A 23,998-nucleotide genomic window follows, 5' to 3' on the forward strand; every position below is an offset into this window, starting at 1 on the left:
AGCGAGGCCTTTCCCTCATCTTCGCTCGCGACCACCCTGGCCGCGAGCCGGAATTGGCACCTGTCCCGGCCGGGCCTCGTGGACACGAGTTCGACACCGGGGAGGTTGCCGGGGCTTCGCAGGGCCGGTCCCTCCACCCCTCTGGATGAGCATGTTCAGTTGTGGAACCTTTCCGAGAAAGGTCTCTAGCACTGTACCCCGGCGTCCTCGGTGTCCGTTCCGACGTCTCACATCACGAGACGATTCGTATCAGCCGTACGCCTCGCCGAGGGCGGTCTGCACGTACTTGCGCGCCTGGTGGATCCGGGACTTGACCGTTCCGAGGGGGATCTTCAGCTGGTCGGCGACCTCCGCATAGTCGAGCTGGCAGATGTCGCGCAGCACGAGCGCCTGGGCGAGGTCGGGCCGCTCGGCCTCCAGCGCCTCCATCGCGTCGAGCAGGTCGAGCCGCGAGCCGGCGATGACGCTCACCCGCCGGGGATCGGGCCGCTGGTCGGGCAGCTCCTCCGCCTGCTCCGACGAGCGCCGCTTCAGTGAGCGGTAGGTGGTCCTGGCGCAGTTCACGGTCACGATGTGCAGCCAGGTGCTGAACTTGGCGCGCCCCTCGAACCTGGCGATGTTGCGTGCCACGGCGAGCAGCGTGTCCTGCGCGGCCTCCTCCGCGTCCTGCCGATACGGTAGAAGCCTCTCGCAGTGCCGCAGCACGTCGGGCTCGATGCGCCGCAGCAGTTCACCGAGCGCGCGATGGTCCCCCTGGGCAGCCGAACGGGCCAGGTCCTCGGTCGTGTCGTCCAGTGCCATGCCGTATCCAGCCCTCCCGCGATCGGTTGACATCCTATTGACGGAGGTCGGCTTTTATTAATCTTCCGGCATGCGCGCCCGCTCTGATCGAGGGACAGCCCAGATGAGCAGCACCGTTCTTATCGCGTCCAACAGGGGCCCGGTGTCCTTCACGCTGTCGGAGGACGGCGGCCTGACCATGCGCAGGGGCGGTGGCGGCCTGGTCTCGGGCCTGTCCGAGGTCGTCAGGGACACCGACGTCCTGTGGGTCTGCGCGGCGCTGTCGGACGGCGACCGGGGCGCGGTGCGTCAGGCGCCCGGCGGCAGGCTCGACCGGGCCTTCGAGACGGGGCCGATCCGCATGCTGGACATCCCGCCCGCGGTCTTCCACCGGGCCTACAACGCCGTGGCCAACTCGACCCTCTGGTTCGTCAACCACCTGCTGTACAACACGCCCTTCTCCCCCGAGTTCGGCACGCGGTTCCGGCGCGAGTGGGAGTCGTACCGCACCTACAACGGGGCCTTCGCGCTGGCCCTGGCCGAGGAGGCGGCGCCCCGGGCGCGCGTCATGGTGCAGGACTACCACCTGACGCTGACCCCGGCGATGCTCCGGGTCGACCGGCCCGACCTGCGCATCGGCCACTTCTCGCACACCCCCTGGGCGCCGCCAGAATACTTCGCGCTGCTGCCCGAGGACGTCGCGGCGGAGGTGCTGACCGGCATCCTCGGCGCCGACCACGCCGGGTTCCTCACCGCGCGCTGGGCCCGCTCATTCATGGACTGCTGCGAGGTGCTGCTCGGAGCCCGGGTGGACCACGCCACCCGTACGGTGACCTACGACGGGCGGACCACCAGGATCGGCGTCCACCCGCTCGGGGTGAACGGGGACGCGCTGCGGGCGCGGGCGGCCGAGCCGGACGTCGAGTCGCACATGACCGCGATCAGGGACCACGTCGGCGACCGCAGGCTGATCGTGCGCATCGACCGCACCGAGCTGTCCAAGAACATCGTGCGCGGCCTGCGGGCCTACCAGGAGTTCCTGGCCGCCCATCCCGAGTGGCACGGCCGGGTCGTCCACCTGGCGTTCGCCTACCCCTCCCGGCACGACCTGCCCGAGTACCGCGAATACACGGCGGCCGTGCAGCGCTGCGCGAAGGAGATCGAGGACGAGTACGCCACCGAGGACTGGGACCCGCTCATCCTCAACGTCAACGACGACTACCCGCGCTCCCTGGCCGCCTACCGGCTGGCCGACGTCCTGCTCGTCAACCCGATCAGGGACGGCATGAACCTGGTGGCCAAGGAGGGCCCGATCCTGTCGCCCCGGTGCGCGCTGGTGCTGTCGCGCGAGGCGGGCGCGGCGGCCGAGCTGGGGGCCGACTCGCTGCTGGTCAACCCGTACGACGTGTCCGGCACGGCGGCCGCGCTGCACGAGGCGCTGACACTGCCGGAGCAGGAGCGTCTCAGGCGCGGCCTGCGGCTGCGGGAGGCCGCCACCGCCCTGCCGCCCCAGCGCTGGTTCGAGGACCAGCTCGCCGCGCTGCACTGAACGCGGGCCGCGATCAAGGCTCTGTCGTCGTTGCGCTAGTCTTGCCTGGTTTTGGAACGCACCATAAAGGTCACCAGGGACGGCCCCACCTGGTTGATCTACCTGCAGCTCGCCACCTTCGCCACCTACCTGTACGGACTGTCGGCCGCCGTGCCGCTCCTGCGCGCGGAACTCGGCGTGTCCCAGGCCGTCGCCGGGCTGCACGGCACCGGGATGGCGCTCGGCGGCATCGCCGGAGGGCTGGCCCTGCCCACGCTGACCAGGCGACTCGGGCGCCGCGTCGTCACCTGGGGCGGCCTGGCCGGGATGAACGCCGGTGTGCTCCTCGTCGCGTTCGGGCACTCGCTTCCGCTCACGCTCGCCGGTTTCACCCTCGCCGGCGGCTGCGGCTCGACGGCCCTGTACGTGATGATGGCGGTGCTCAGCGACCACCACGGCCCGGCCGGGGCGGCCGTCATCAGCGAGGCCAACGCGGTCGGCGTCACCGCCGGCATCGCCACCACCTACGTCTTCAGCGTGGCGGCCGAGTCGTCCATCGGCTGGCGCCCCTCGCTGTTCGCGCCGGTGGCGGCCACCCTTCTGCTGGCACTGGTCATGGGCCGGGTGTGGGTGCCTCCGGCGCCCGCCCCGCCGCCGTCGCCCGCGGCCTCCCTACGGGTCCCGTACGGCTGGCGCTTCCACGTCGCCGGCTTCGTGCTGCTGTGCTGTGTGGCCCTGGAGTTCGCCTTCAACCTGTGGGCCGCCGCGTTGTTCGGCCAGCGGACCGGCCTGTCGCCCGGCGTGGCGGCGACCGGGCTGACCGCGATGCTGGCCGGCATGGCCGCGGGCCGGTTCGGCGGCGCCCGGCTCGCCCTGCGCTTCGCGCCGGGAGCGGTGCTGCTGGGCTCGCTCGGGGTGACCCTGGCCGGCTGGACGCTGTTTTGGACCGGGACCTCGGCGCCGGTCTGCTACGCCGGGCTCGCGCTCAGCGGGCTCGGCATCTCGGTCCAGTTCCCCATGGGCCTGACCCGCATGATCGAGGTGTCGGGAGGCCGGCCGGACCAGGCGTCCGGCACGGCCTCGATCTGGGCGGGCGTGGGCTCGGGCAGCGGGCCGTTCGTGCTCGGCGCACTGGGGGACGGCTTCGGGACGCACACGGCGTTCCTGCTCGCGCCCGCCCTGATCGCGGTGGCCGCGGGCGGAGTCGTCGGATCCCGGTCGCGGTCCTGAGTCCCGGACCGGTCAGTTCCAGGTCGCGTTCTTGAGGATCGCGGCCAGCTGCGGGTGGTCCCACTGGTCGAGGACCAGGATCTTCGACGAGGGCAGGTACCACTCACGCTGGTTGTAGTGCAGCTTGACCCGGCCCTTCTTGTCGACGCAGGTCGCCGCCCACCTGTGGTAGTCCGCCTTGTGTCCGGGCCCGACCTGCCGCAGCCCCTTGTCCGCGACCTTCCACTCGCCCTTGTACAGCTTGTAGCTCTTCGGGCAGATGCTGACGTCGGTCGCCGGGTCGAATCCGTACTTCGACTTGTAGGACTGGAACGTGTGCCCCCCGATCTTGAGCGCCTTCGGGCCCAGGATCCAGAAACCGTGGCACCCATAGTCGCGGAAACCGTAGTCCTCGGTGCCGAAGGTGGGACACGAGCCGGTGATGACGCGCACCCAGTCCCTGTCGTCCTTGGCCACCTTCCACGACTTGGGGATCGTGAGGGTCAGGCCACTCCGCAGGGAGACCTGCTTGGTGCCGCCGCTCTCGCTCGCGGACGCCGCCGCCGGAACCGCCAGGGACGCCGCGAGCACGGCCAGGCCGGCCGCCGCGGTCGAGATCGTCTTTCTGAACATGCCGGAAACACTAGGCGCGGTCACTTGCGGACGACTTGCGAGCGGATAGGCAGGAGATCACCAAGTGCTCAGCTCCAGGTCGCCTTCTTCAGGATCGCGGCCAGCTGCGGGTGGTCCCACTGGTCGACCACCAGGATCCGCGACGTCGGCAGGTACCACTCGCGCTGGTTGAACCGGGCCTTCACCGTGCCCGAGGTCAGGGTCCTGCAGGTGCCCGCCCAGTCGCGGTAGTCGGCCTTGTGCCCCGGCCCGACCTGCCGCAGTCCCCTTTCGGCGAGCGTGGTGCGGCCGAGGTAGAGCTTCTTCTCGACCGGGCAGGGCCCGACGTCGGTGGCCGGGTAGAACGGGCCGTCCGGCGTGTACGCCCGGAACAGCTCATGGCCCACTTCGATGGCCTTGGGGCCGAGGATCCAGAAGCTGTGACACCCCGAGTCGCGGAAGCCGTACGTGTCCGTGCCCTCGGTGGGGCACGAGCCGGTGATGACGCGCAGCCAGTCCGCGCGGTCGGCGTCGACCCGCCAGGACGAGGGGATCTTGAGGGTCAGGCCCTTGCGCAGGTGCAGCGTCTTGGTGGCCGCGCCGTCGCTCGCGGACGCCGCCCCCGGAACCGCCAGGGACGCCGCGAGCACGGCCAGGCCGGCCGCCGCGGCCGAGATCGTCTTCCTCATGCCCAGGACGTTACGCCCGGCGGGTTGCAGACGGCTTGCCCATCCTTGTCACGAGATCGCCGAGGAGTGCCACGACGCCGTCCGGCCCGTCCACCACCACGTCGGCGCGCTCCGCCAGCGCGGTCACCTCCGTGGACCCGCTGCACACGCGTACGCCCGGGATCCCGGCCGTCTCGACCGCGCCGAAGGCGGCGAGGTCCCCCAGGTCGTCTCCGACGAACATGACCGAGCGGGCGGTGCGCTCGGCGAGGAAGGCCGACAGGGCCCGTCCCTTGTCCATCCCGGCCGGCCGGAGCTCCAGCACCATGCGGCCCGGCTCGACCACCAGCCCGGCCTCCCCGGCCAGCGCCGCGACCGGCCCGCGCAGCGCCTCCAGCGCCCCCGCGGGATCGGCGCACCGCCGGGTGTGCACGGCGACGGCCCGGTCCTTGTCCTCGATCCACACCCCGTCGAGGCCCGCCGTGAGCTCGGGCAGCCGGGCGCGGACGAAATCGAGCCCCGGCGGGGGCGGCGGCGCCGTCAGACGGCCGTCCTCCCAGCGCTCCAGTCCGTAGTGGCCGAGGATCACCAGGCCGGGCACGTCGGCGAGGGACGGCCCGCCGGAGACCTCGCCGAGGGCGAGCGCCGTACGCGGCGGGCGGCCCGTGACGATCACGACGGCGCGCACCAGCGGCGCGAGGGCGGCCAGCACGCCGGGTACGCCGGGATGGACCCGGGCGGCGGCGGGGTCGGGCACGATCGGGGAGAGCGTGCCGTCGTAGTCGAGCCCGATCACGGCGCCGGCCGGATCGGAGACGATCGCGTCGAGTCCTGCGTGCGCGGGCAGGGTCATGGCCTCACTCCGAAGGGGGTCAGATGCGTACGCTCCGAGACGACCTCATGCCCCGGTGCCGGGGCTCATGCATGCGAAGGGGAAAGCCGATGCCACGACCGGCATGATCCGCCCGGACGGAGCGGACATCGGCGGGAGGGGGCACTAGGAGTTGAGTCCGAAGCGGCGGGCCGAGCGGTCGCGCCGCCTGCCGGCCCTCATCCGGCGTAAACGTTTGACGAGCATGGGGTCGTGCTCCAGCGCCTCCGGCCGGTCGATCAGCTCCCCGAGTAACTGGTAGTACCGGGTCGCGGAGATGCCGAAGGACTCCCTGATCGCCTGCTCCTTGGCGCCCGCGTAACGCCACCACTGGCGCTCGAACGCGAGCATCTCGCGGTCGCGGTCCGAGAGGCCGGGCCCGTCGTCGCCGGCCGGTTCGGTGTCCATCCGCTCCTCCTCGATCGGCTCGCGAGCCCGTCCCATGGTAATGCGCGAACCAGCGAGGCGAACCCGGGGTGTTCAGGCCGGGCGGGACGGACGTAGTGTCACGTGATGTGAGCTCTGTAATCACGCTCCTGACCGACTACGGGCTGGAGGACGGGTTCGTCGCCGCGTGCCACGGCGTGATCGCGGGCATCGCTCCGCAGGCTCGGATCATCGACGTGGGTCACCTCGTCCCCGCCGGGGACGTACGGCGCGGCGCGGCCATCCTCGCGCAGACCCTGCCCTATCTGCCGGCCGGCGTCCATCTCGCGGTCGTCGATCCCGCCGTGGGCGGCAACCGGCGCCCGGTCGCGGTGGAGGCCGGAGGACGGGTGTTCCTCGGCCCGGACAACGGCATCCTGTCGTGGGCGGTGCGCGCCGCCGGAGGCGCCGACGCGGCCTACGAGCTGACGAACACGGACCTGTTCCTGGAGAGCGTCTCTCCGACGTTCCCCGGACGGGATCTGTTCGCCCCGGTGGCCGCCCACCTGTGCACCGGCCGCGCGGTGGCCGACGTGGGCCCGCCCATGCCGGTGAACCGCCTGGTGACCCTGCCCGCGCCGACCTGCCGGTTGCGGGACGGCGCGGCGGAGGGCGAGGTGCTGTCGGTGGACAGGCACGGCAACGTCCAGTTGTCGATCACCGGCACCGACCTGGCCGAACTCGGCGTGCGACTCGGCGACACCCTCGCCGTGTGGCTCGGGCGCCGCCAGGTCACCGTGCCGTTCCGCGAGACGTTCACCGCGGTGCCGCCCGGCGACCTGGTGGCGTTCGCCGACTCCGCCGGCCTGGTCGCGCTGGCGATCAACGCCGGGGACGCCGCCGACCGCCTGGGTCTGCCCCCGGGCGCGCACGTACGGCTGTCGCCCGGGCGCTGACCCGGCCGGTCCGTCCTACTGGGCGTTCACCACGTCGCGGGCCTCGGCGAAGTGGCAGGCGCTGGGGTGATCGCTGCCCGGGCGCACCTCGAGCGCCGGCGCCTGCTGGGCGCAGATGTCCTGCGCCTTCCAGCACCGGGTGCGGAAGTGGCAGCCCGAGGGCGGGTTGGCGGGCGAGGGCGGGTCGCCCTGAAGGATGATCCGCTGGCGCGTCTCCCGGCCCTCCGGATCCGGCACCGGCACGGCCGACAGCAGCGCCTGCGTGTACGGATGCGTCGGGCTGTCGTAGATCTGGGCGTCGCTGCCCAGTTCGACGATCTTGCCGAGGTACATCACCGCGACCCGGTCGGAGATGTGGCGGACCACCGACAGGTCGTGCGCGATGAAGATGTAGGCGAGGTCGAACTCGTTCTGCAGCCGCTCCAGCAGGTTCATCACCTGGGCCTGGATCGACACGTCGAGCGCGGAGACCGGCTCGTCGCAGATGATGATCTCAGGCTGGAGCGCCAGGCCGCGGGCGATGCCGATCCGCTGACGCTGGCCGCCCGAGAACTGGTGCGGGTAGCGGTTGATGTGGTCGGGGTTGAGGCCGACCACCTCGAGCAGTTCCTGCACCCGGCGCCGCCGGCCGCCCTTCGGCACGACGTCCGAGTGGATCTCGAACGGCTCCCCCACGATGTCGCCGACGGTCATCCGCGGGTTCAGCGACGTGTAGGGGTCCTGCATCACCATCTGGATGTTGCGGCGCATCCGCTTGAGCTCCGCGCCCCTGGCCGTGGTGATGTCCCTGCCGTGGACGCGCACGGAGCCCGACGTGGGCCGCTCCAGCGCCATCAGCAGCTTGGCCAGGGTGGACTTGCCGCAGCCCGACTCGCCGACGACGCCGAGCGTCTCACCCCGGTGCAGGTCGAAGGAGACCCCGTCCACGGCCTTGATCGCGCCGATCTGCCGCTTGACGAGGACGCCCTGGGTGAGCGGGAAGTGCTTGACCAGGTCGCGGACTTCGAGGATCGACTCAGCGCTCGCCTTCATCGATGACCTCCCTCCAGTAGTGGCAGGCGCTGCCGCGGTCGCCACTGATCGTGTACAGCGGGGGAACGTCGGTCACGCAGTTGTCCCGCCGGTACGGGCACCGCGGATGGAAGGCGCAGCCCGTCGGCATCTCCAGCAGGTTGGGCGGCAGGCCCTTGATGGCGTACAGCTCCTGGCCCTTCTGGTCCACCCGGGGGATGGATTCGAGCAGCCCCTTCGAGTAGGGGTGGGCCGGGTTCTTGTACAGCTCGTGCACCGGCGCGTTCTCGACGATGCGCCCGCCGTACATGACCGCGATCTTGTCCGCGACGTCGGCGACGACGCCGAGGTCGTGGGTGATCAGAATCAGGCCCATGTTGCTGTCGCGCTGCAGTTCCGCGAGCAGCCCCATGATCTGGGCCTGGACGGTCACGTCGAGCGCCGTGGTCGGCTCGTCGGCGATCAGGATCTCCGGGTCGAGCGCGATCGCCATGGCGATCATGATGCGCTGCCGCATACCACCCGAGAACTGGTGCGGGAAGTCGTTGACCCGGTCCTTGGCGGCCGGGATCCTGACCCGGTCCATCAGCTCGACGGCCTTCTTCTTCGCCTCCGCCCGCGAGGTGCCGCGGTGCATGCGGAACATCTCGGCGATCTGCCAGCCGACCGGGAAGACCGGGTTCAGCGCGGACAGCGCGTCCTGGAAGACCATGGAGATGCCCTCCCCGCGGATCTTCCTGCGCTGGTCCTCGGGGAGCTTGAGCAGGTCGACGCCGCGGAAGCGGATCTCACCGCCGGCCACCTTCCCCGGAGGCATGTCGAGGATGCCCATGATGGTCTGGGCCGTGACGCTCTTGCCCGAGCCCGACTCGCCCAGCACGGCGAGGGTCTCGCCGGCGTCCACGCTGTAGGTCACGCCGTTGACGGCCTTGGCCACGCCCGCCCGGGTGCGGAACTCGACGTGGAGGTCGTCGACCTCCAGCAGGGCGCCGCCGTGAGAGCCCCTGGCCATCTGCTCGGAAAGCACTTCCGTCACTCGCTGTGCCTCCTCATCGAAGCTTCGGGTCGAGGGCGTCGCGTACGGCTTCGCCGAGCATGACGAAGGTCAGCACGCACAGGGACAGGAACGCGGCCGGGAAGAACATGGCGTGCGGACCGGTCCTCAGGTACGAGGTGTGGTCGGCGATCGCGATGCCCCAGGAGATGACCGGCGAGCGCAGGCCGATGCCGAGCAGCGACAGCGTGGCCTCGGCGCCGATGTAGCTGCCGATCGTGATCGTGGCGTACACGAGGATCGGCGCCAGCGAGTTCGGGAGCAGGTGCCGGAAGATGATCCGCAGCGGGCCGGCCCCGAGCGCCCTGGCGGCCTGCACGTAGTCCTGGTGCTTGGCCTGGATGACGGCCGAGCGGGCGATGCGCATCAGAATCGGCCAGCCCAGCAGGGCGAGCACGATGATGACGACCGCCATGATCATCGCTTTGCCGGGGTTCGACTGGGCCGGCGCGACGGTGCCGAGGATGATGATCGCGCCCAGCACGTACGGCAGGCCGAGGAACATCTCGCCGACGCGGGAGATGATCGCGTCGAGCCAGCGCCCGAAGTAGGCCGCCAGCACGCCGGTCAGACCGCCGAGCAGGACGGTGGCCAGCGTGGCCAGCACGCCCACGATGATCGAGGTGCGGGCGCCGTAGATGGTCCTGGCCCACACGTCCCGGCCCTGCAGGTCGTAGCCGAACCAGGCCTCCGAACTCGGCAGCTCCATGCTCTTGGCGAGCGTCGCGTACTCCGGGTCCTTGTGCGTGAACAGCGACGGGAAGGCCGCCATCAGGAGGAACACGATCAGCATCACGAGCGAGACCCAGAAGATCTTGCGTCGCTTCAGGATGTCCCACGTGTCGCGCCAGAGGCTGCGCTGGCTCTCCCGGACCGCGACCGGGCTGGCGGCCGGGTCGTCCGCTCCCTTGATCAGGTCTTGCGTCGCGGTCGGGTCACTCATAGCGGATCCTCGGGTCGAGCACGCCGTAGAGGAGGTCGACGAGCAGGTTGGAGATCAGGTACACGAGCACGAGCAGCGTGGCCACGGGGACCACGATCGTGTAGTCCTGACCGTTGATGGCCCGCCACAGCAGGCCGCCGATGCCGTGGATGTTGAAGATGCCCTCGGTGATGATCGCGCCGGACATCAGCGAGCCGATCTCGGTGCCGAGGAACGTCAGCACCGGGATGAGCGAGTTGCGCAGCAGGTGGATCCCGACCACCCGCCGGTTGCTCAGTCCCTTGGCCACGGCCGTGCGCACGTAGTCGGAGCGCAGGTTCTCCACGATGCTCGTACGGGTGAGCCTCGCGGTGAACGCCATGTTGAGGCTGGCCAGCACGAGCGCGGGGACGATCAGCTCGGGGACCGTCGCCGCGTCCGTCACGGTCGGCTCGATGACGTGCAGCTGCACGCCGAGCACCCACTGCAGCAGGTAGCCGGTGACGAAGATCGGCAGGGAGAGCAGGAACAGCGTGGAGAGCGTCACCACGTTGTCGATGAAGCCGCCCCGCTTGAGGCCCGACAGCACGCCGGCGCCGATTCCGATGATCGCCTCGAAGGCCACCGCCATCAGGGCGAGCCTGATGGTGATCGGCCAGGCGTCGCCGAGCTGGGTCGCGACCGACACGCCGTTGAAGTCGGTGCCGAGGTTGCCGGTGAACAGGTTCTTCAGGAAGTTCCAGTACTGCAGCAGGAGCGGCTGGTCCAGGCCGAACTGCTCGCGCATGGCCGTGACGTAGGAGTCCGGGCATGGCCGCTGGCCGCATCTCCCGGCGAACGGGTCGCCCGGGAGCTGCCAGACCATGTAGTTGATGATGAACGTCGTGCCGAGCACGACAGGCACGAGTTGCAGCAGGCGCCGGATCGCGTATCGGCCCATGCGCACCTCCGATCTGACGCTAAAGGTCGTACATGCGCCCCCCGTGGGTCAACACGGAGTTCGCGAATGGACAGCCCACGAGGCCGGCCCCGGTGGGGGAACCGGCCTCGGGGGGTTCACGTACGAGCTGTCCTACGCTTCCTTGATCGCGATCGACAGCGGGTCGAGCACGCCGAAGGGGGTGACCTTCACGCCGGTCACCCACTTGGAGGTGCCGGCCTGCAGGCCGTAGGACCACAGCGGAATCGCGGGCATGTCCTGCTGCAGCATAGCCTCGGCCTCCTGGTAAAGGGCGTTGGCCTGCGCGGGGTCGGTGGCGGTGTCGGCCTCGTGGAGCTTCGCGTCGAGGGCCTTGTTGCTGTAGAGACCGTCGTTCGAGGAGGCGCCGGTCTTGTACAGCGGGTTCAGGAAGTTCTCGATGTGCGGGTAGTCCATCTGCCAGCCGGTGCGGAACGCGCCCTTGATCTTGTGCTGGGTGATGGTGTCACGCAGCTCGGCGAAGGTGGGCATGTCCTTGTGAACGAACTTCACGCCCGCGTCGGGACCGAAGGCCTGGTTGATGCTGTTGACCGTGGCCTCGATCCAGTCCTTGTGGGTGCCGTCGGCGTTGGACCAGATCGGGAACTCGGCCGGCGGGGTGTAGCCCTCGGACTTGGCCTTGGCGAGGAGCTCCTTGGCCTTGGCGGGGTTGTAGGTGCACAGGTCGCCGCAGGCGCCGTCCTTGAAGCCCTCGACGATCGGGGAGACCCAGCCGTTGATCGGGCTACGGCCCTTGTTGAAGATCTTCTCGGTGATCGTCTTCCGGTCGATCGCGTACGAGACCGCCTTGCGGAAGTCGGCGTTGCCGCCGAACTCCTTGTCGTACACCGGGAAGGTCAGCGTCTGGATGACGCCCTGCTGGCCGTCGATGGCGCGGTCGCCGAGGTCGGTCTTCCACTTGTCGCCGGCGAGGGCGGACGGCGGGATCAGCTCGGTGAAGTCGAGGTTGTTGGAGACCAGGTCCGCGTAGGCCGCGTTGTCGTCCTTGTACATCTTGTAGACGATCTTCTTGACCTTGGGCTTCTCCGGCCCGGGGTAGTCGGGGTTGGCCTCGACGATGATCTGCGAGTTGTGGTCCCACTGCACGAACTTGAAGGGGCCGTTCGTGATCGGCTTCTGCGCGAAGCCCTTCGGGTCCTTGAAGAAGGCCTCCGGCAGCGCCGAGAAGGTCGAGTATCCCAGCTTGGTGCGGAACACCGAGATCGGCGCGGTCAGCGTGACCTTGAAGGTGAGGTCGTCGACGACCTCCAGGCCCTCCAGCTTGTCGGTCTCCGGCTTCGGAGCCTCCTTCGGCCCGTCGGGGCCGTCGGGGTCCTGCGTGTTGACCTTGTCGAAGCCCACGATGTCACCGAACCAGAAGCTGCCGAGCTGGGCGTTCGGCGAGTAGGCGGTGTAGTTCCAGGCGTCGACGTAGTTCTTCGCGGTGACCGGCGTGCCGTCGGTCCACTTCAGACCGGGCTTGAGCTTGATCGTCCACACCTTGTTGTCGGTGGTCTCGATCGACTCGGCCTGGTCGAGCTCGGGGGCGGCCGTGTCCGAGTTGTACTGCACGAGCTTGCTGTACACGAAGTCATTGATCGTGCCACCGCAGGTCTCGTTGATGTTTCCGGGGACGAAGCCGGTCTGGGGCTCACAGCCACGGATGTAGACGGTTCCCGAGGCGGCCCGGGGGTTGTCCCCGCCGCCGCTACTACTGGAGCCGCCGCCCCCGCCGCACGCGGCGACGCCGAGCGCAAGCAGCGCGGTGCCGGTGGCGATCTTAGCGCCCTTAGTCACGCGCATAGTGGATTGGTCCTCCCTCTAAGGATGGGCGTTCGCGCTGGTTAGCACCCGGTTTGCCGGGCATCGTCAAACCAGCTGACGTCCTGCCAGTCGTCCGGAGCATCCCTTACCGGACGCACCAGAGGAGTCTCCGGCACGTTGCAGTTCGGTCACACGTGCGTCAGTCGGGCGTCACACACATTCTCGTGAGCCCAACCCTAAATGCCCAGCACGGCATCAAACTCCCCTTTAGAGTACATATACCGACAGAGTGCCGGTCCTTTGGCCAAGGAGGGAGACGACACCCGCCTCCCGGTCCCCGGACGAGGATGTCCTGGGCTACCTTTGACCAGTCGCAGCCACGTTCGGTGCGACAGCCGTCCCACCGACCTCCATCCAATAGAGTCCATGCCATGAGCCAGCCGGAATCCGCGCTCGCGGAGGCCCAGGGTGGCGGCCGAGCCCCGGAGTCGCTGGCCGCGCTCGCCGAGCGTCACGGACTACGACGCGCCATCGCACGCCCCAGCATGCCCGCCTACCTGCGCCAACTGTGGGACCGGCGGCACTTCATCCTCACGTACGCCACCTCGCGCAACGTCTCGAAGTATTCCGAGTCGATGCTCGGCCAGCTCTGGCAGGTGCTGACCCCGCTGCTCAACGCCGCGGTGTACTGGCTGATGTTCGGCGTCATCCTGGGGCAGAGCAAGTCGATCGAGAACTACCCCGCGTTCCTCATCACCGGGGTCATGGTATTCACCTTCACCCAGCGCACGGTGATCAGCGGCGCCAAGTCCATCTCGTCGAACCTGTCGCTCATCCGGGCACTCCACTTCCCGCGCGCCTCGCTCCCGCTCGCGTACACCATGCAGGAGCTCCAGCAGCTCGGCTACTCCATGGCCGTGCTCGTCCTCCTGGTGCTCGTAACTGGGGAGCCGATCACCTGGCTGTGGCTGCTGATCCCCGTCACGCTGCTCATGCAGCTGGTCTTCAACATCGGCATGGCCATGTTCATGGCGCGCCTGGGCGCGTTCATGCGGGACCTGAACCAGCTCATGCCGTTCATCACCCGCACCTGGCTGTACGCCTCCGGTGTCTTCTACGCGATCGACGACAAGACCAGGGAGCTGCCGGAGCTCCTCCGCTGGGTCCTGGAGTTCAACCCCGCCGCCGCCTACATCGAGTTCATGCGCGATCTGCTGATCTACCAGCGGTTCCCCGAGCGCTGGGCGTGGGTGACTTGTCTATTCTGGGCAGTGTTCGCGCTGATCGTCGGCTTCTGGTACTTCTGGCGGGCCGAGGAGAGGTACGGCCGTGGCTGAGCTGACCGAGGAGCTGTCGCAGGTGGCGCCCCAGCATTCCGAGACGCAGAATTCCGAGACGCAGACCCCCGAGACGCGCAATCCCAATATCGGGACCCCGACGGTCATCGTGGACGACCTGCACATCGTCTACAAGGTGTACGGCGCCGCGAGCGAGTCCGAGAAGGGCAACGCCGCCAGCGCCCTCATGCGCATCCTGCGGCGGCAGGGCCGGCCGCAGATGAAGGAGGTCCACGCCGTCAAGGGCGTGAGCTTCGTCGCCCACCACGGCGACGCCATCGGCATCATCGGCCGCAACGGCTCGGGCAAGTCGACGCTGCTGCGCGCGATCGCCGGCCTCCTGCCCCCGCACAAGGGCGCCGTCTACACCAACGGCCAGCCGTCGCTCCTCGGCGTCAACGCGGCTCTGATGAAGGAGTTGACGGGCGAGCGCAACATCATCCTCGGCTGCTACGCGATGGGCATGACGCCGGCCGAGGTCCGTGAGAAGTACGACGAGATCGTGGACTTCTCCGGCATCGGAGACTTCGTCCAATTCCCCATGTCCACGTACTCGTCCGGCATGGGCGCCCGGCTGCGCTTCGCCATCTCCTCGGCCAAGACGCACGACGTGCTGCTCATCGACGAGGCCCTCGCCACCGGCGACCGCGAGTTCAAGAAGAAGAGCCAGCAGCGCATCAAGCAGATGCGCGAGTCCGCCGGCACGGTCTTCCTGGTCGCCCACAACCTCGACGTGATCGAGGAGACGTGCAACCGGGTGATCTGGCTGCACAAGGGAAAGATCAGAATGGAAGGCGACCCCCAGGAGGTCCTGGAGGCGTACAACAAGGCCTGAGAGAAACGGAGGGGTGACCGTGCCGACGCCGCCACCGATCCCGTACGACCATCTGCCCGAGGTGCCCGCGCTGACCGTCGAGAGCGACGACGTACGCGACGGCGAGCGGCTCCCCGAGGCCCACGTGTTCAACGACTGGGGCATGAGCGGGCAGAACGTCTCCCCGCATCTGCGCTGGTCGGGCGCCCCCGAGGGCACCAGGAGCTACGCCGTCACCTGCTTCGACCCCGACGCGCCCACGGGCAGCGGCTTCTGGCACTGGGTGCTCTACGACATCCCGGCCGGCGTCACCGAACTGCCGGCGGGCGCCGGCAACGGCCCCGACTTCAAGGGGCTGCCCGAGGGCGCCAAGCACGCGCGCAACGACTTCAGCACCAAGGAGTACGGCGGAGCGGCCCCACCCCCCGGTCACCCGCACCGCTACCTCTTCGCCGTGCACGCCCTCGGCGTGGAGTCCCTGGGCGTCGACACCGACACGCCGCCGGCCGTGGTCGGGTTCAACATCACGGCCAACACGCTCGCCCGCGGCTATATCGCACCTGTGTACGAAACCTGATGCGGGAGAGCCGCTCGCTCCACTATGATTCGAACGGAGATTCGACGTAGGGGAGGGGCGGATGACCGACCTGGCGACGGCGATCGACAATCTGGCCGCCGAAGATCCCTCGGAGCTTCCCGTCGGGCTGATCGCCGAGCAGCTCATCGAGCTGCACTGGCAGATGGCCCGCCTGCAGGCCCAGATCGCCAGGCGCACCCACCTGCGCCTGCATACCGACTCACCGAACTAGTGCCCCTCCCGCCGACCCTTGCCTCGGGTGAACCTGGGCGCTAGCGGCACCAGGCCGACAACGCCGGACGGCCGGCGCCCCTCATCAGGGGCGCCGGCCGCTTTCGTCATCGACGTCTTTCCGGTGGTCCTGCCGTGCGCGGGGCCTCCGGTGCCGTTCGGCGTGTCGCCTTCGCGGCGGCGACGCGGGCACTCAGGCGTGGATCACCTGCCGTACCCGCCCTGCCGCGCGGTCGGCGGCGCGACGCTGGACACCGTGCCCGGGGCGGACGAGACCGTGCTCGACGCCGCGGCGTCGGCCGTGGCCGTGGCGGAGGTGGCGAGCCCGGCCGCCGCTCCCGTCGTCGCGGCGGCTCCCTGCGCCGGAACGTCAGTGGTGCTGCGGACGGTCCTGGTGACCGCGTGGGCGTTGGCGTCGGCCCGGGCGGCGGCATCGGTGGCCGTCGCCTGGGTGCTGCTCATGGCGCCGTCCGCCGGAGTGTCGCACGGCACCAGCGCCAGCAGGCCGCCCGCGCTGCCGGCGCTCGCCGCGACGGCGGCCTTTGCGCTGAGCAACACGCTGAGCCTGGCGGTGGCGTTGAGCCCGGCGTGGGCAGCGGCGCCCACGGTGGCGACGGCCGCCGCCGAGGCGTCCACGGCGGCGGCGGTCTGGCCGGTGACGGCGACGACCGGCCTGCCGACCTGGGCGGCGAGGTCCGCGGCGACGTCCACCTTGGCGGCCACCGCCGCATAGACGTTCGCGTTGACGTCCGCGACCGCGACCAGGGCGGCCGTCAGGTGGGCCTCCAGCCGGGCGACCACGTTCGCGGTGACGGTGACGGTCGCGTCGGCCAGGATGTCGGCCGCGATGTCGGCCGCGGCGTTGATCTGGGCGTTCGCCTCGGCCGACAGACCGGCCGTCACGGTGCCGCAGAGCTTCGCGACGGCGACGAGGTGGGCCCTGATGTCAGCGGTCAGGTTCACCGCCACCTCGGCGGCCGCGTCGGCCTGCGCGGCGACGCCGCTCGCCGCCCCGCCGACGGCCGTGCCCTGCAGATCGGCCAGAAGCCTCGCCACCGTCGCGACCCGGTGCTCCGTGCACTTCTGAGCGCACACGTCGGCCTGCGCGGGCGCGGCGAGCATGCCGGCGATACCGATCGTGACGGCGACGACGGCTGTCCTAACCACTCGTTTCATTGACTTGCCCCCGGTTCATATTCCTTTTCACGAGAGTGGGAATGACGAACCCAAGAACCCCCGTGCGTCGGCGAGCACGCCGACAAAGACGTCGGCATTTCTATCACTCCCGATCACGGCCGAAAGCCCTGCCGAGCAGGGGATCCACGTCCCGCACCCGCCCGGAAAGTCGGTATATCAAGCCCCGGACGACCACTTCGCGGTCACCGCAATCCCGCCTCCGGAGAAAGCCACGGTAAACACGACGCCCAGGCCCGGCGACAGATCTTTCCGCTCACTTTTAGCGACGCGCCGCCGGACCTCGCGACCCGGCCCACCGGGACCGATCGCAAGGTCGGCCTATCGCGACATATCTCGATAGGAGTTACGCTGGCGGAGTGACTCTCTTCACCCCTCATGCGGGCGACGACCCCGCACAGCGCGCTTCGGACGCCGACCGTGACCAGGTCGCCGCCGTCCTCGGCGAGGCGCTGGCCACCGGCCGACTGACGAGCGTCGAACACGCGGACCGGCTCGACGCCGCCTACAGCGCGGTGACCGTCGGCGAACTCGTGCCCCTGGTCGGGGATCTGCCCGACGTGGCCCGTCCTCCGGCCACCCCCGCCACGGAGCGGCACCGGGTCTCGGCGGTGTTCAGCAAGATCATACGGCGGGGGCGCTGGGTCGCCGGGCGGCACACCGAACTCAGCTCGGTCTTCGGGGCGCTGATCGTGGACCTCAGTGACGCGGTGCTGCCCGGCCGTGAGGTGACGCTGGAGCTGAACTCCTTCTGCGGCAAGCTCATCGTCACCGTGCCCGCCGACGCAAGGGTGATCGACGAGGGCAGCGCGGTCTTCTCGAAGCGCTCGGTGACCGGCGGGAACGGCGACGGCGACGGCCCGCTGATCCGCGTCACCGGCAACGCGCGGTTCGGCAAGATCGTGGTCTACCGCAGGACACGTCGCTGACGGCCTACGATGCGGCCATGCAGCCCACCGGCCGTGCGCTGCCCGTGGCGCTCGACGCCATGGGCGGCGACAACGCGCCCGCCGAGATCGTCGCGGGAGCCGTACAGGCCGTGCGGGAGCGAGGAGTGCCCGTCGTCCTCGTCGGTCATCCCCGCCTGCTCTACCAGGAGCTGGCCGAGCACGACGCCGTCACCGAGATCCCCATCGTCCGGGCCGAGGAGGCGCTGGCGATGGACGAGGGCGCGCTGGCGAGCCTGAGACGGCCCCGGTCCAGCATCGCCGTCGCCTGCCATCTCGTCCGGCGCGGCGACGCCTGCGCGGTCGTGTCCGCGGGGTCGACGGCGGGCGTCGTCGCCACCGGCCGGCTGCGGCTGCGGGCCCAGCCGGGAGTCGTACGCCCCGCGATCGCGGTCGGCCTGCCGACCCTGCCCCAGCCGACCGTGCTGCTCGACGCGGGCGCAACCGCCGACGCCAAGCCGGAGATGCTGGTGCAGTTCGCCCACCTCGGCGTGGCGTACGCCGAGTCGGCGCTCGGCCTGCGACGTCCCCGTGTCGGCCTGCTCACGATCGGCGCCGAGGCATCGAAGGGCAACAAACTCGCCAAACGGGCACACGAGCTGCTGACCGCCACGCCCGGCATCGACTTCACCGGCAACATCGAGGGGCACGACCTGCTCACCCGGAAGGTCGACGTGGTCGTCGCCGACGGGTTCACCGGCAACGTGGCGCTCAAGACCGTCGAGGGCACGGTGCGGTACGCCTTCGAGCAGTTCAGAGAGGCGATCGCGGACAGCCGCGTGGCCAGGCTCGGCGGGATGCTGCAGCGGTCCCGGCTCCGGGAGCTGGCCGGCCGGCTCGATCCCGAGGCGCACGGCGGGGCCGTGCTGCTCGGTCTCAACGGCACCGTCGTGATCGCGCACGGCTCGTCACGGGCGCGCGGCGTCGCGGCCGCCTGCGAGCTCGCGGCCCGCCTGTCGGCCCAGGGCGTCGTCGCCAGGATCGGCGAGCGGCTCGCCTCCAACAACAAGCCGCACCGCCGCTGGTGACCACCGGATAGAGGACGGCGGGCGTAAGCCGCGCGCCGATAAGCTTGACGCATGACCGACCCGCAGCTCGTGCTCACCGAGCGGGTCCAGCAGGCGCTGGGTTCCGCCTTCGGTCCGGAGCATGCCACAGAAGATCCGCTGATCAGGCCCTCCCAGTTCGCCGACTACCAGGCGAACGTCGCGCTCAGCCTGGCCAAGCGGCTCCGACGTGCCCCGCGGGAGGTCGCCCAGGCGATCGCCGATCACCTCGACACGAACGATGTGAGCGTGGAGGTCAGCGGGCCCGGGTTCCTCAACCTGACGCTCCGCGACGGCTGGATCGCCGAGCAGGCCGGGCAACGGCTGCTCGACGACCGCCTCGGCGTGCCCCAGCCGGCCCCGCAGACCGTGATCGTCGACTACTCCGCGCCGAACGCCGCGAAGGAGATGCACGTCGGCCACCTGCGCACCACGATCGTCGGCGACACCCTCGCGCGCACCCACGAGCACCTGGGCAACCGGGTGATCCGGCAGAACCACCTCGGTGACTGGGGCACGCAGTTCGGCATGCTCATCGAGCACCTCCTCGACATCGGCGAGGAGGAGGCGCTCGGCATGCTGGCCGCCGGCGACGGCAACGCCTTCTACCAGGCGGCGCGGCACAAGTTCGACAACGACCCCGAGTTCCAGCAGCGGTCCCGCCGCCGGGTGCCGCTGCTGCAGGGCGGCGACCCCGAGACCCTGCGGCTCTGGCGCGAGTTCATCGACTACAGCAACCGCTACTTCACCAAGGTGTACCGGACGCTCGGCATCACGCTGACCGACGACGACATCGCCGGCGAGAGCATGTACAACCCCATGCTCCCCGGCGTCTGCGACGAGCTGGAGCAGGCCGGGGTCGCCGAGATCAGCGAGGGCGCGCTGTGCGTGTTCCCGCCCGGCTTCACCGGCCGCGACGACCAGCCGCTGCCGCTCATCGTCCGCAAGAGCGACGGCGGGTACGGCTACGCCACCACCGACCTCGCCGCCATCCGCTACCGGGTGAGCGACCTGAAGGCCGACCGGATCCTGTACGTGGTGGGCGCCACCCAGTCGCTCCACTTCCAGATGGTCTTCGCCGCGGCGCGCATGGCCGGGTGGCTGCACGACGACGTCAAGGCGGAGCACGTCCAGATCGGCAGCGTGCTCGGCAGCGACGGCAAGATGTTCAAGACCAGGAGCGGCAAGTCCATCAAGCTCACCGAGCTGCTGGACGAGGCCGTCGTCCGGGCCGAGGCCGTCATCGCCGAGCGCGGGTACGACCCGGAGGCCCGCCGGCAGATCGCGCGCCAGGTCGGCATGGGCGCCGTCAAGTACGCGGACCTGTCGGTGAGCCACGACAGCGAGTACGTGTTCGACTTCGACCGCATGCTCGCCCTCACCGGCAACACCGGGCCGTACCTCCAGTACGCCACCGCCCGCATCCGCTCGATCTTCCGCAACGGCGGCATCGAGCCGGAGTCGGCCACCGGTCCGATCACGCTGGGCCACCCGGCCGAGCGGGCGCTCGCGCTGCAGCTGCTCGGCTTCGGCTCGGTCGTCGCGGCCGTCGCCGATCTCTCCGAGCCCCACAGGCTGTGCAACTACCTGTTCGACGTGGCCCAGGCGTTCACCTCGTTCTACGAGAGCTGCCCGGTGTTGAAGGCCGAGGAGGAGTCCGTACGGCAGTCGCGTCTGGCGCTGTCCGCGCTCACCCTGCGCGTGCTGCTGCGCGGGCTCGACCTGCTCGGCATCGAAGTCCCCGAGCGAATGTGAGCCCCGCCCGATCATGGCCGGCCGCCCGTTCCTGGGCGGTCCGGCCGTGCCGTTTCGACGGGTCAGGGTCGTCCACGGCGCGCCTCGCCCAAGACTGTCGCACCAAGCGTCTAGTCTGGCGCGGTCAAGGGAGTGCCAGCCGACCCCTCGGGGAGCGTTCCGCGTGAGCATGGACCTGACCACGAGTCCGGACTTCGAAAACCTGGCCGAGGCCACGGAGCTGCACCGCTACGCCGAGGCGCTGATCGTCAGCCTCGCGGCCGACGGGACGGCGCCCGACCTTCCGCCGGGGATCACGGACGTGCCGGGCTACTGGCTGGGGCCCGCCGTCGAGGCCCTCGTCCTCATCACGTCCGGCAAGGACGCCCTGGAGCCGCTGGCCCTGGCGAACCAGCTGGACGAGCGGCGCACCGCCCTGTTCCTGTGCCTGGCCCTCGCCGTCTGCGGCCACGGCGACCGGATCCACGCCTCCTGGCTCGGCACCGCCTTCGGCGACCTGTCCGAAGACCGTCCGGTGACCCCCGGCCAGCGGGCGCTGTGGCTCGCCGCCGCCCGCGGGGCGTACGGACCGGTGGGCAAGATCTTCGTGCTGCGCAAGCTGGACGCGGTCAACGTGCCGGATACCGACGACCGCTGGCTGAAAGCCCTGGTGCCCGGCCTGCCGGAGACGGCCGTGCCCGCCTCTTTGGAAACCTTCCCCGAGCTGGCCAAGGTCCCCGAGATCGAGCGGTCGCTGCGGGCATCGGTCACCCTGAACCGTCTGCGCGAGCGCTGCACCGAGATCACCTCCACCCGGCAGGGCGGCGAGGTCACCAAGATCGTACGTGGCACCGTGTGGGCCGAGGACGAGCCGCTGGCCGTGCTCCGCGCCCTGGCGGGCCAGCGGGGCCAGGAAGGGCCGCTGAGCTCGCTCACCGGGCATCTGCTCGAGGACCTGCGTCCCGACGCCGACCCCCATATGGCGGCGCTCGCCCTGCACGTGGCCGCGCCTGCCGTCAGGGCGGCCGCCGAGGCCCTCGTCGAGGTCGTGCGGGAACCGCCGCCCGACACCCTGCACGTGCCGATCCTCGGCTATCCGATCACGCTCAGGCCGGAGGGTCCCGACCAGGAGTCGATGACGGCGGCCGAGCAGCGGCTCGTCACCGACTGCGTGCCGAAGCGCACCCGGCCCTGGGCCGGGTACGTCCTCCTGGCCCTCGCCGTCGTCGTCATCGCCGCCGGGTTCGTGGTCTCGCTGCCGCTCGCCCTCGTCGGCCTGATGATCGGCGCCGCGGGCGGGCACCTGTTGTGGCGGCATCGCATCAAGGAACACTCGGACGTGCGGTACGTCCAGACACGGGCCGGCAAGCTCGCCGACCTCGCCGACAAAGCCGTCTGGGCGTTGCACGAGTACGCCAGGGAGTCCGAGGAGCGCGCCTCCGCCGCCGCCAAGGACCTGACGGAAGTGTCCACCCTCCTGCGCCGGGGCCCGCGGGCCGCGTAGGACGCCTGCACCGCAGACGACTGTGCCCGCCACCCTCTTGGGCGGCGGGCACAGATGCGAACGCGGATGCGCTCCAGGCGATCACACGGATGCGCTTCAGGCGGTGGAGACCTCCACCGTCGCCGGAGTGATCAGGAAGACCTTGTCCGCGATCCGCTCGATACGTCCCTCACAGCCGTAGGCCAAGCCTGCGGCGAAGTCGACCATTCGCGTGGCCTCCGCCGTTGACATGCTCGCCACGTCCATGACCACCGTGTGGCCCTCGCGGAAGTGCCGGCCGATCGTCAGGGCGTCGTCGTACTTCCGTGGGCGAACCATGACGATCCGGGCCGGGTCGGCATTGGGCTGCCAGCGCTTGGCGGCACGCTCGGCCGCCGGCATCCAGTCGTCCTCGTACTCGTCCTCGGCATAGGTCTCGTCGTCGTACTGCTCTGCCCCACCCAGGCCAAGGTAGCTCGCCACCTTGCGCACAGCCCCCATCGGTTCGTCCTTTTCCGGCTTGTCCTTTTCCGGGCTCGTCCCGACACGCGGAACCGTAATCGACGATTCAGCGAACCCCCACCGACACGCCCGGCCGTTTAAGTGTTGTTGGCTGGATAATGTGCAGGCCGGGTACTCGTGTCTTCATCGTCAATTCCGTCAGCCCTTCCAGGGTAACTCTCAAACCCGCCTACCCCATGGAACCCTTCGCAAACATTTCTCACAGTCACCCCGAACGACGGCACGCCTTCAGTAGATCACAACGGACGCCGCCGATGACGGGTTCCCGAAACAAGATCTTGCAGGTAGGCCCCTGTACGTTGCTCACTTGAGAGATGATTCACGACGCCGCCAATGAAGATCGAATTGCGCGACGAAGGCGCCGGATTTCTCATATCGAAAGCACTTTCGATATCGGCGGAGCGGGCGCTGATGGTGCCTCTCGGCCTCTGATATCGAGGCCCATTTGAGGTGTCTCTCGCGACTCCGGCACAGTCCGGATCCGCAATCCTGCCTGCGGAAAGGAGACGGGAAAGGTCCCCGCATCCGACCCCGCCGGCACTCCCAGCGAGTGCCCGGACAGGGACGCTGTCCGGGCCGGGACGGTTGCCGGAGTGAGGGCTATCGGCCCGGACGCGGGCGGTAGACGGCGAATGCCGACGCGTCCCCAGGCCGCAAAGCGGCGTGAGGACAAGCGTGGCGTCTCCCAGTAACACGCGCCGATTCTCTCGCGGAGACCATGGTCCGGTCGATGGCCTCCGCCCCTGAAATCAGGACTCGAGCTCGGCCGGCAGGAACTGGCCCCCGCCGCGGCTGCGTCAGCGAGTGGCGTTGCGGCGAACTGGGGACGCGGTGGCGGGAACGCGCGCCGCTGGAGCCTGAGGCGTGGGCAGCGTGATGGGCGAAGGTGGTGAGGGGCACAGCGCGGCGGATGGGCACTGAGCCAATGGGACATGTGTTGGGGTGGGGGACTGGACGCTTGTCGATGTCGGAGGACTGGACGGGTGTGGGGGGTGGCGGATTCGGGGGTGTGGGTGGGGGTTGGTCACTGCGCCGGCCGGAAGGTCCGGTCCTCGCGAAGCCCGCTCCGCTGGGCCTTCGCTGCGGTCCTCCCTCCCGCCCGCTCCGCTCCCTCACGCTGGCGCCCAGCATCGCTGGGCCTCGGCCCCTCGGCCGGGCCCAGCACGCCGGCCCTACCGCCCCTACCGGCCCTAGTGGCTCTGGTGGCTTTACTGGCTCTGGACGTCGCCGGACGTCGTCTGCCCCCGGAAATGCGAAAGCCCCGGCCGTCATCGGCCGGGGCTGAAAACCCACACCCACACCACACTTACGCCCAGTCCCACACCCCACGCCCCCTGCCGGGGTACCCCCGCAGGGGGAACAGGGGAACAGGGATGAGGGGGTGCGGATATGCGGAAGGGCCACCCCAACGGGA

General features: G+C 69.8%; 23 protein-coding genes and 1 riboswitch. Of the genes, 11 read left to right on the forward strand and 12 right to left on the reverse strand.

Translation table 11 applies throughout. The features are described 5' to 3' along the window. Positions 1-12: 12 nt before the first annotated feature. Positions 13-152: riboswitch (SAM riboswitch) on the reverse strand. Between the two features lie 97 nt (positions 153-249). Then, entirely contained in the window at positions 250-801 is a 552-nt protein-coding gene (locus AAH991_RS15120; protein ID WP_346226429.1) for an RNA polymerase sigma factor, read from the reverse strand. 103 nt (positions 802-904) lie between these two features. On the opposite strand from AAH991_RS15120, the gene AAH991_RS15125 reads away from it, so the two are divergent. Beyond that, entirely contained in the window at positions 905-2,329 is a 1,425-nt protein-coding gene (locus AAH991_RS15125) for an alpha,alpha-trehalose-phosphate synthase (UDP-forming) (RefSeq protein ID WP_346226430.1), read from the forward strand. Between the two features lie 51 nt (positions 2,330-2,380). After that, complete coding sequence (locus AAH991_RS15130; protein ID WP_346226431.1) at positions 2,381-3,538, forward strand: MFS transporter; 1,158 nt, start codon at positions 2,381-2,383, stop codon at positions 3,536-3,538. Between the two features lie 12 nt (positions 3,539-3,550). Here the strand turns inward: AAH991_RS15130 and AAH991_RS15135 are convergent, their stop codons facing one another. From AAH991_RS15135 to AAH991_RS15150, 4 genes are all read right to left on the reverse strand, one after another. Then, a complete protein-coding gene (locus AAH991_RS15135; RefSeq protein ID WP_346226432.1) occupies positions 3,551-4,150 on the reverse strand; it encodes a hypothetical protein in 600 nt (199 codons plus the stop codon). Positions 4,151-4,218: 68 nt separating this feature from the next. Continuing rightward, complete coding sequence (locus AAH991_RS15140) at positions 4,219-4,818, reverse strand: hypothetical protein (protein WP_346226433.1); 600 nt, start codon at positions 4,816-4,818, stop codon at positions 4,219-4,221. A gap of 10 nt (positions 4,819-4,828) precedes the next feature. After that, the gene (gene otsB, locus AAH991_RS15145) at positions 4,829-5,650 is read right to left on the reverse strand and encodes a trehalose-phosphatase (protein ID WP_346226434.1); all 822 of its coding nucleotides are present in this window, start codon (positions 5,648-5,650) and stop codon (positions 4,829-4,831) included. Between the two features lie 144 nt (positions 5,651-5,794). Beyond that, complete coding sequence (locus AAH991_RS15150; RefSeq protein WP_346226435.1) at positions 5,795-6,076, reverse strand: DUF3263 domain-containing protein; 282 nt, start codon at positions 6,074-6,076, stop codon at positions 5,795-5,797. 107 nt (positions 6,077-6,183) lie between these two features. On the opposite strand from AAH991_RS15150, the gene AAH991_RS15155 reads away from it, so the two are divergent. Continuing rightward, positions 6,184-6,990, forward strand: coding sequence for an SAM hydrolase/SAM-dependent halogenase family protein (locus AAH991_RS15155; protein ID WP_346226436.1), 807 nt, complete (start codon positions 6,184-6,186; stop codon positions 6,988-6,990). A gap of 15 nt (positions 6,991-7,005) precedes the next feature. Here the strand turns inward: AAH991_RS15155 and AAH991_RS15160 are convergent, their stop codons facing one another. From AAH991_RS15160 to AAH991_RS15180, 5 genes are all read right to left on the reverse strand, one after another. Further along, positions 7,006-8,022, reverse strand: a complete 1,017-nt coding sequence (locus tag AAH991_RS15160; RefSeq protein ID WP_346226437.1) for an ABC transporter ATP-binding protein — start codon at positions 8,020-8,022, stop codon at positions 7,006-7,008. Beyond that, positions 8,006-9,037 carry an ABC transporter ATP-binding protein gene (locus tag AAH991_RS15165; protein ID WP_346226438.1) on the reverse strand — a complete coding sequence of 344 codons (1,032 nt, stop codon included), beginning with the start codon at positions 9,035-9,037 and terminating at the stop codon, positions 8,006-8,008. Before AAH991_RS15165 ends, AAH991_RS15160 begins: the two co-directional genes overlap by 17 nt. 13 nt (positions 9,038-9,050) lie before the next feature. Further along, positions 9,051-9,998 (reverse strand): ABC transporter permease, encoded by a 948-nt coding sequence (locus AAH991_RS15170; protein WP_346226439.1) that lies wholly within the window; start codon positions 9,996-9,998, stop codon positions 9,051-9,053. Then, on the reverse strand, positions 9,991-10,917 hold the full coding sequence (locus AAH991_RS15175) for an ABC transporter permease (protein WP_346226440.1): 927 nt from the start codon (positions 10,915-10,917) through the stop codon (positions 9,991-9,993). Before AAH991_RS15175 ends, AAH991_RS15170 begins: the two co-directional genes overlap by 8 nt. 132 nt (positions 10,918-11,049) lie before the next feature. Further along, on the reverse strand, positions 11,050-12,732 hold the full coding sequence (locus tag AAH991_RS15180) for a peptide ABC transporter substrate-binding protein (protein ID WP_346226441.1): 1,683 nt from the start codon (positions 12,730-12,732) through the stop codon (positions 11,050-11,052). Between the two features lie 398 nt (positions 12,733-13,130). Here AAH991_RS15180 and AAH991_RS15185 point away from each other — a divergent pair, with 398 nt between their 5' ends. The 4 genes from AAH991_RS15185 (at position 13,131) to AAH991_RS15200 (ending at position 15,659) form a co-directional block, all read left to right on the forward strand. Continuing rightward, positions 13,131-14,036: an ABC transporter permease gene (locus AAH991_RS15185; protein WP_169986566.1), complete on the forward strand. Its 906-nt coding sequence runs from the start codon at positions 13,131-13,133 to the stop codon at positions 14,034-14,036. A gap of 88 nt (positions 14,037-14,124) precedes the next feature. Continuing rightward, positions 14,125-14,871, forward strand: a complete 747-nt coding sequence (locus AAH991_RS15190) for an ABC transporter ATP-binding protein (RefSeq protein WP_346226459.1) — start codon at positions 14,125-14,127, stop codon at positions 14,869-14,871. A 19-nt stretch (positions 14,872-14,890) separates the two neighbouring features. Continuing rightward, positions 14,891-15,427, forward strand: a complete 537-nt coding sequence (locus AAH991_RS15195; protein ID WP_346226442.1) for a YbhB/YbcL family Raf kinase inhibitor-like protein — start codon at positions 14,891-14,893, stop codon at positions 15,425-15,427. A 61-nt stretch (positions 15,428-15,488) separates the two neighbouring features. Next, on the forward strand, positions 15,489-15,659 hold the full coding sequence (locus AAH991_RS15200; protein ID WP_346226443.1) for a hypothetical protein: 171 nt from the start codon (positions 15,489-15,491) through the stop codon (positions 15,657-15,659). Between the two features lie 203 nt (positions 15,660-15,862). Here AAH991_RS15200 and AAH991_RS15205 read toward each other — a convergent pair whose 3' ends face one another. After that, positions 15,863-16,825: a hypothetical protein gene (locus AAH991_RS15205; RefSeq protein WP_346226444.1), complete on the reverse strand. Its 963-nt coding sequence runs from the start codon at positions 16,823-16,825 to the stop codon at positions 15,863-15,865. A gap of 386 nt (positions 16,826-17,211) precedes the next feature. Between AAH991_RS15205 and AAH991_RS15210 the strand changes: the two genes are divergently transcribed. The 4 genes from AAH991_RS15210 to AAH991_RS15225 all read left to right on the forward strand — a co-directional run bounded on the left by AAH991_RS15210 (position 17,212) and on the right by AAH991_RS15225 (position 22,083). Continuing rightward, positions 17,212-17,781 carry a DUF1707 SHOCT-like domain-containing protein gene (locus AAH991_RS15210; RefSeq protein ID WP_346226445.1) on the forward strand — a complete coding sequence of 190 codons (570 nt, stop codon included), beginning with the start codon at positions 17,212-17,214 and terminating at the stop codon, positions 17,779-17,781. Positions 17,782-17,798: 17 nt separating this feature from the next. Further along, positions 17,799-18,827 carry a phosphate acyltransferase PlsX gene (gene plsX, locus AAH991_RS15215; RefSeq protein WP_346226446.1) on the forward strand — a complete coding sequence of 343 codons (1,029 nt, stop codon included), beginning with the start codon at positions 17,799-17,801 and terminating at the stop codon, positions 18,825-18,827. Positions 18,828-18,878: 51 nt separating this feature from the next. Then, positions 18,879-20,600, forward strand: a complete 1,722-nt coding sequence (gene argS, locus AAH991_RS15220; protein WP_346226447.1) for an arginine--tRNA ligase — start codon at positions 18,879-18,881, stop codon at positions 20,598-20,600. A gap of 169 nt (positions 20,601-20,769) precedes the next feature. Next, entirely contained in the window at positions 20,770-22,083 is a 1,314-nt protein-coding gene (locus tag AAH991_RS15225) for a hypothetical protein (protein WP_346226460.1), read from the forward strand. Between the two features lie 96 nt (positions 22,084-22,179). On the opposite strand, the gene AAH991_RS15230 is transcribed toward AAH991_RS15225, so the two are convergent. Next, positions 22,180-22,563 (reverse strand): cell division protein SepF, encoded by a 384-nt coding sequence (locus AAH991_RS15230; RefSeq protein WP_346226448.1) that lies wholly within the window; start codon positions 22,561-22,563, stop codon positions 22,180-22,182. Between the last annotated feature and the right edge of the window lie 1,435 nt (positions 22,564-23,998).

Source organism: Microbispora sp. ZYX-F-249 (assembly GCF_039649665.1).
Lineage (GTDB): Bacteria > Actinomycetota > Actinomycetes > Streptosporangiales > Streptosporangiaceae > Microbispora > Microbispora maris.

What these genes read in the sequence shown, in the direction of transcription:
- AAH991_RS15120 (WP_346226429.1), bottom strand. Translation starts at nt 801, where the DNA reads ATGGCACTGGACGACACGACCGAGGACCTGGCCCGTTCGGCTGCCCAG.
- AAH991_RS15125 (WP_346226430.1), top strand. Translation starts at nt 905, where the DNA reads ATGAGCAGCACCGTTCTTATCGCGTCCAACAGGGGCCCGGTGTCCTTC.
- AAH991_RS15135 (WP_346226432.1), bottom strand. Translation starts at nt 4,150, where the DNA reads ATGTTCAGAAAGACGATCTCGACCGCGGCGGCCGGCCTGGCCGTGCTC.
- AAH991_RS15140 (WP_346226433.1), bottom strand. Translation starts at nt 4,818, where the DNA reads ATGAGGAAGACGATCTCGGCCGCGGCGGCCGGCCTGGCCGTGCTCGCG.
- otsB (WP_346226434.1), bottom strand. Translation starts at nt 5,650, where the DNA reads ATGACCCTGCCCGCGCACGCAGGACTCGACGCGATCGTCTCCGATCCG.
- AAH991_RS15150 (WP_346226435.1), bottom strand. Translation starts at nt 6,076, where the DNA reads ATGGACACCGAACCGGCCGGCGACGACGGGCCCGGCCTCTCGGACCGC.
- AAH991_RS15160 (WP_346226437.1), bottom strand. Translation starts at nt 8,022, where the DNA reads ATGAAGGCGAGCGCTGAGTCGATCCTCGAAGTCCGCGACCTGGTCAAG.
- AAH991_RS15170 (WP_346226439.1), bottom strand. Translation starts at nt 9,998, where the DNA reads ATGAGTGACCCGACCGCGACGCAAGACCTGATCAAGGGAGCGGACGAC.
- AAH991_RS15175 (WP_346226440.1), bottom strand. Translation starts at nt 10,917, where the DNA reads ATGGGCCGATACGCGATCCGGCGCCTGCTGCAACTCGTGCCTGTCGTG.
- AAH991_RS15185 (WP_169986566.1), top strand. Translation starts at nt 13,131, where the DNA reads ATGAGCCAGCCGGAATCCGCGCTCGCGGAGGCCCAGGGTGGCGGCCGA.
- AAH991_RS15200 (WP_346226443.1), top strand. Translation starts at nt 15,489, where the DNA reads ATGACCGACCTGGCGACGGCGATCGACAATCTGGCCGCCGAAGATCCC.
- plsX (WP_346226446.1), top strand. Translation starts at nt 17,799, where the DNA reads ATGCAGCCCACCGGCCGTGCGCTGCCCGTGGCGCTCGACGCCATGGGC.
- argS (WP_346226447.1), top strand. Translation starts at nt 18,879, where the DNA reads ATGACCGACCCGCAGCTCGTGCTCACCGAGCGGGTCCAGCAGGCGCTG.
- AAH991_RS15225 (WP_346226460.1), top strand. Translation starts at nt 20,770, where the DNA reads ATGGACCTGACCACGAGTCCGGACTTCGAAAACCTGGCCGAGGCCACG.
- AAH991_RS15230 (WP_346226448.1), bottom strand. Translation starts at nt 22,563, where the DNA reads ATGGGGGCTGTGCGCAAGGTGGCGAGCTACCTTGGCCTGGGTGGGGCA.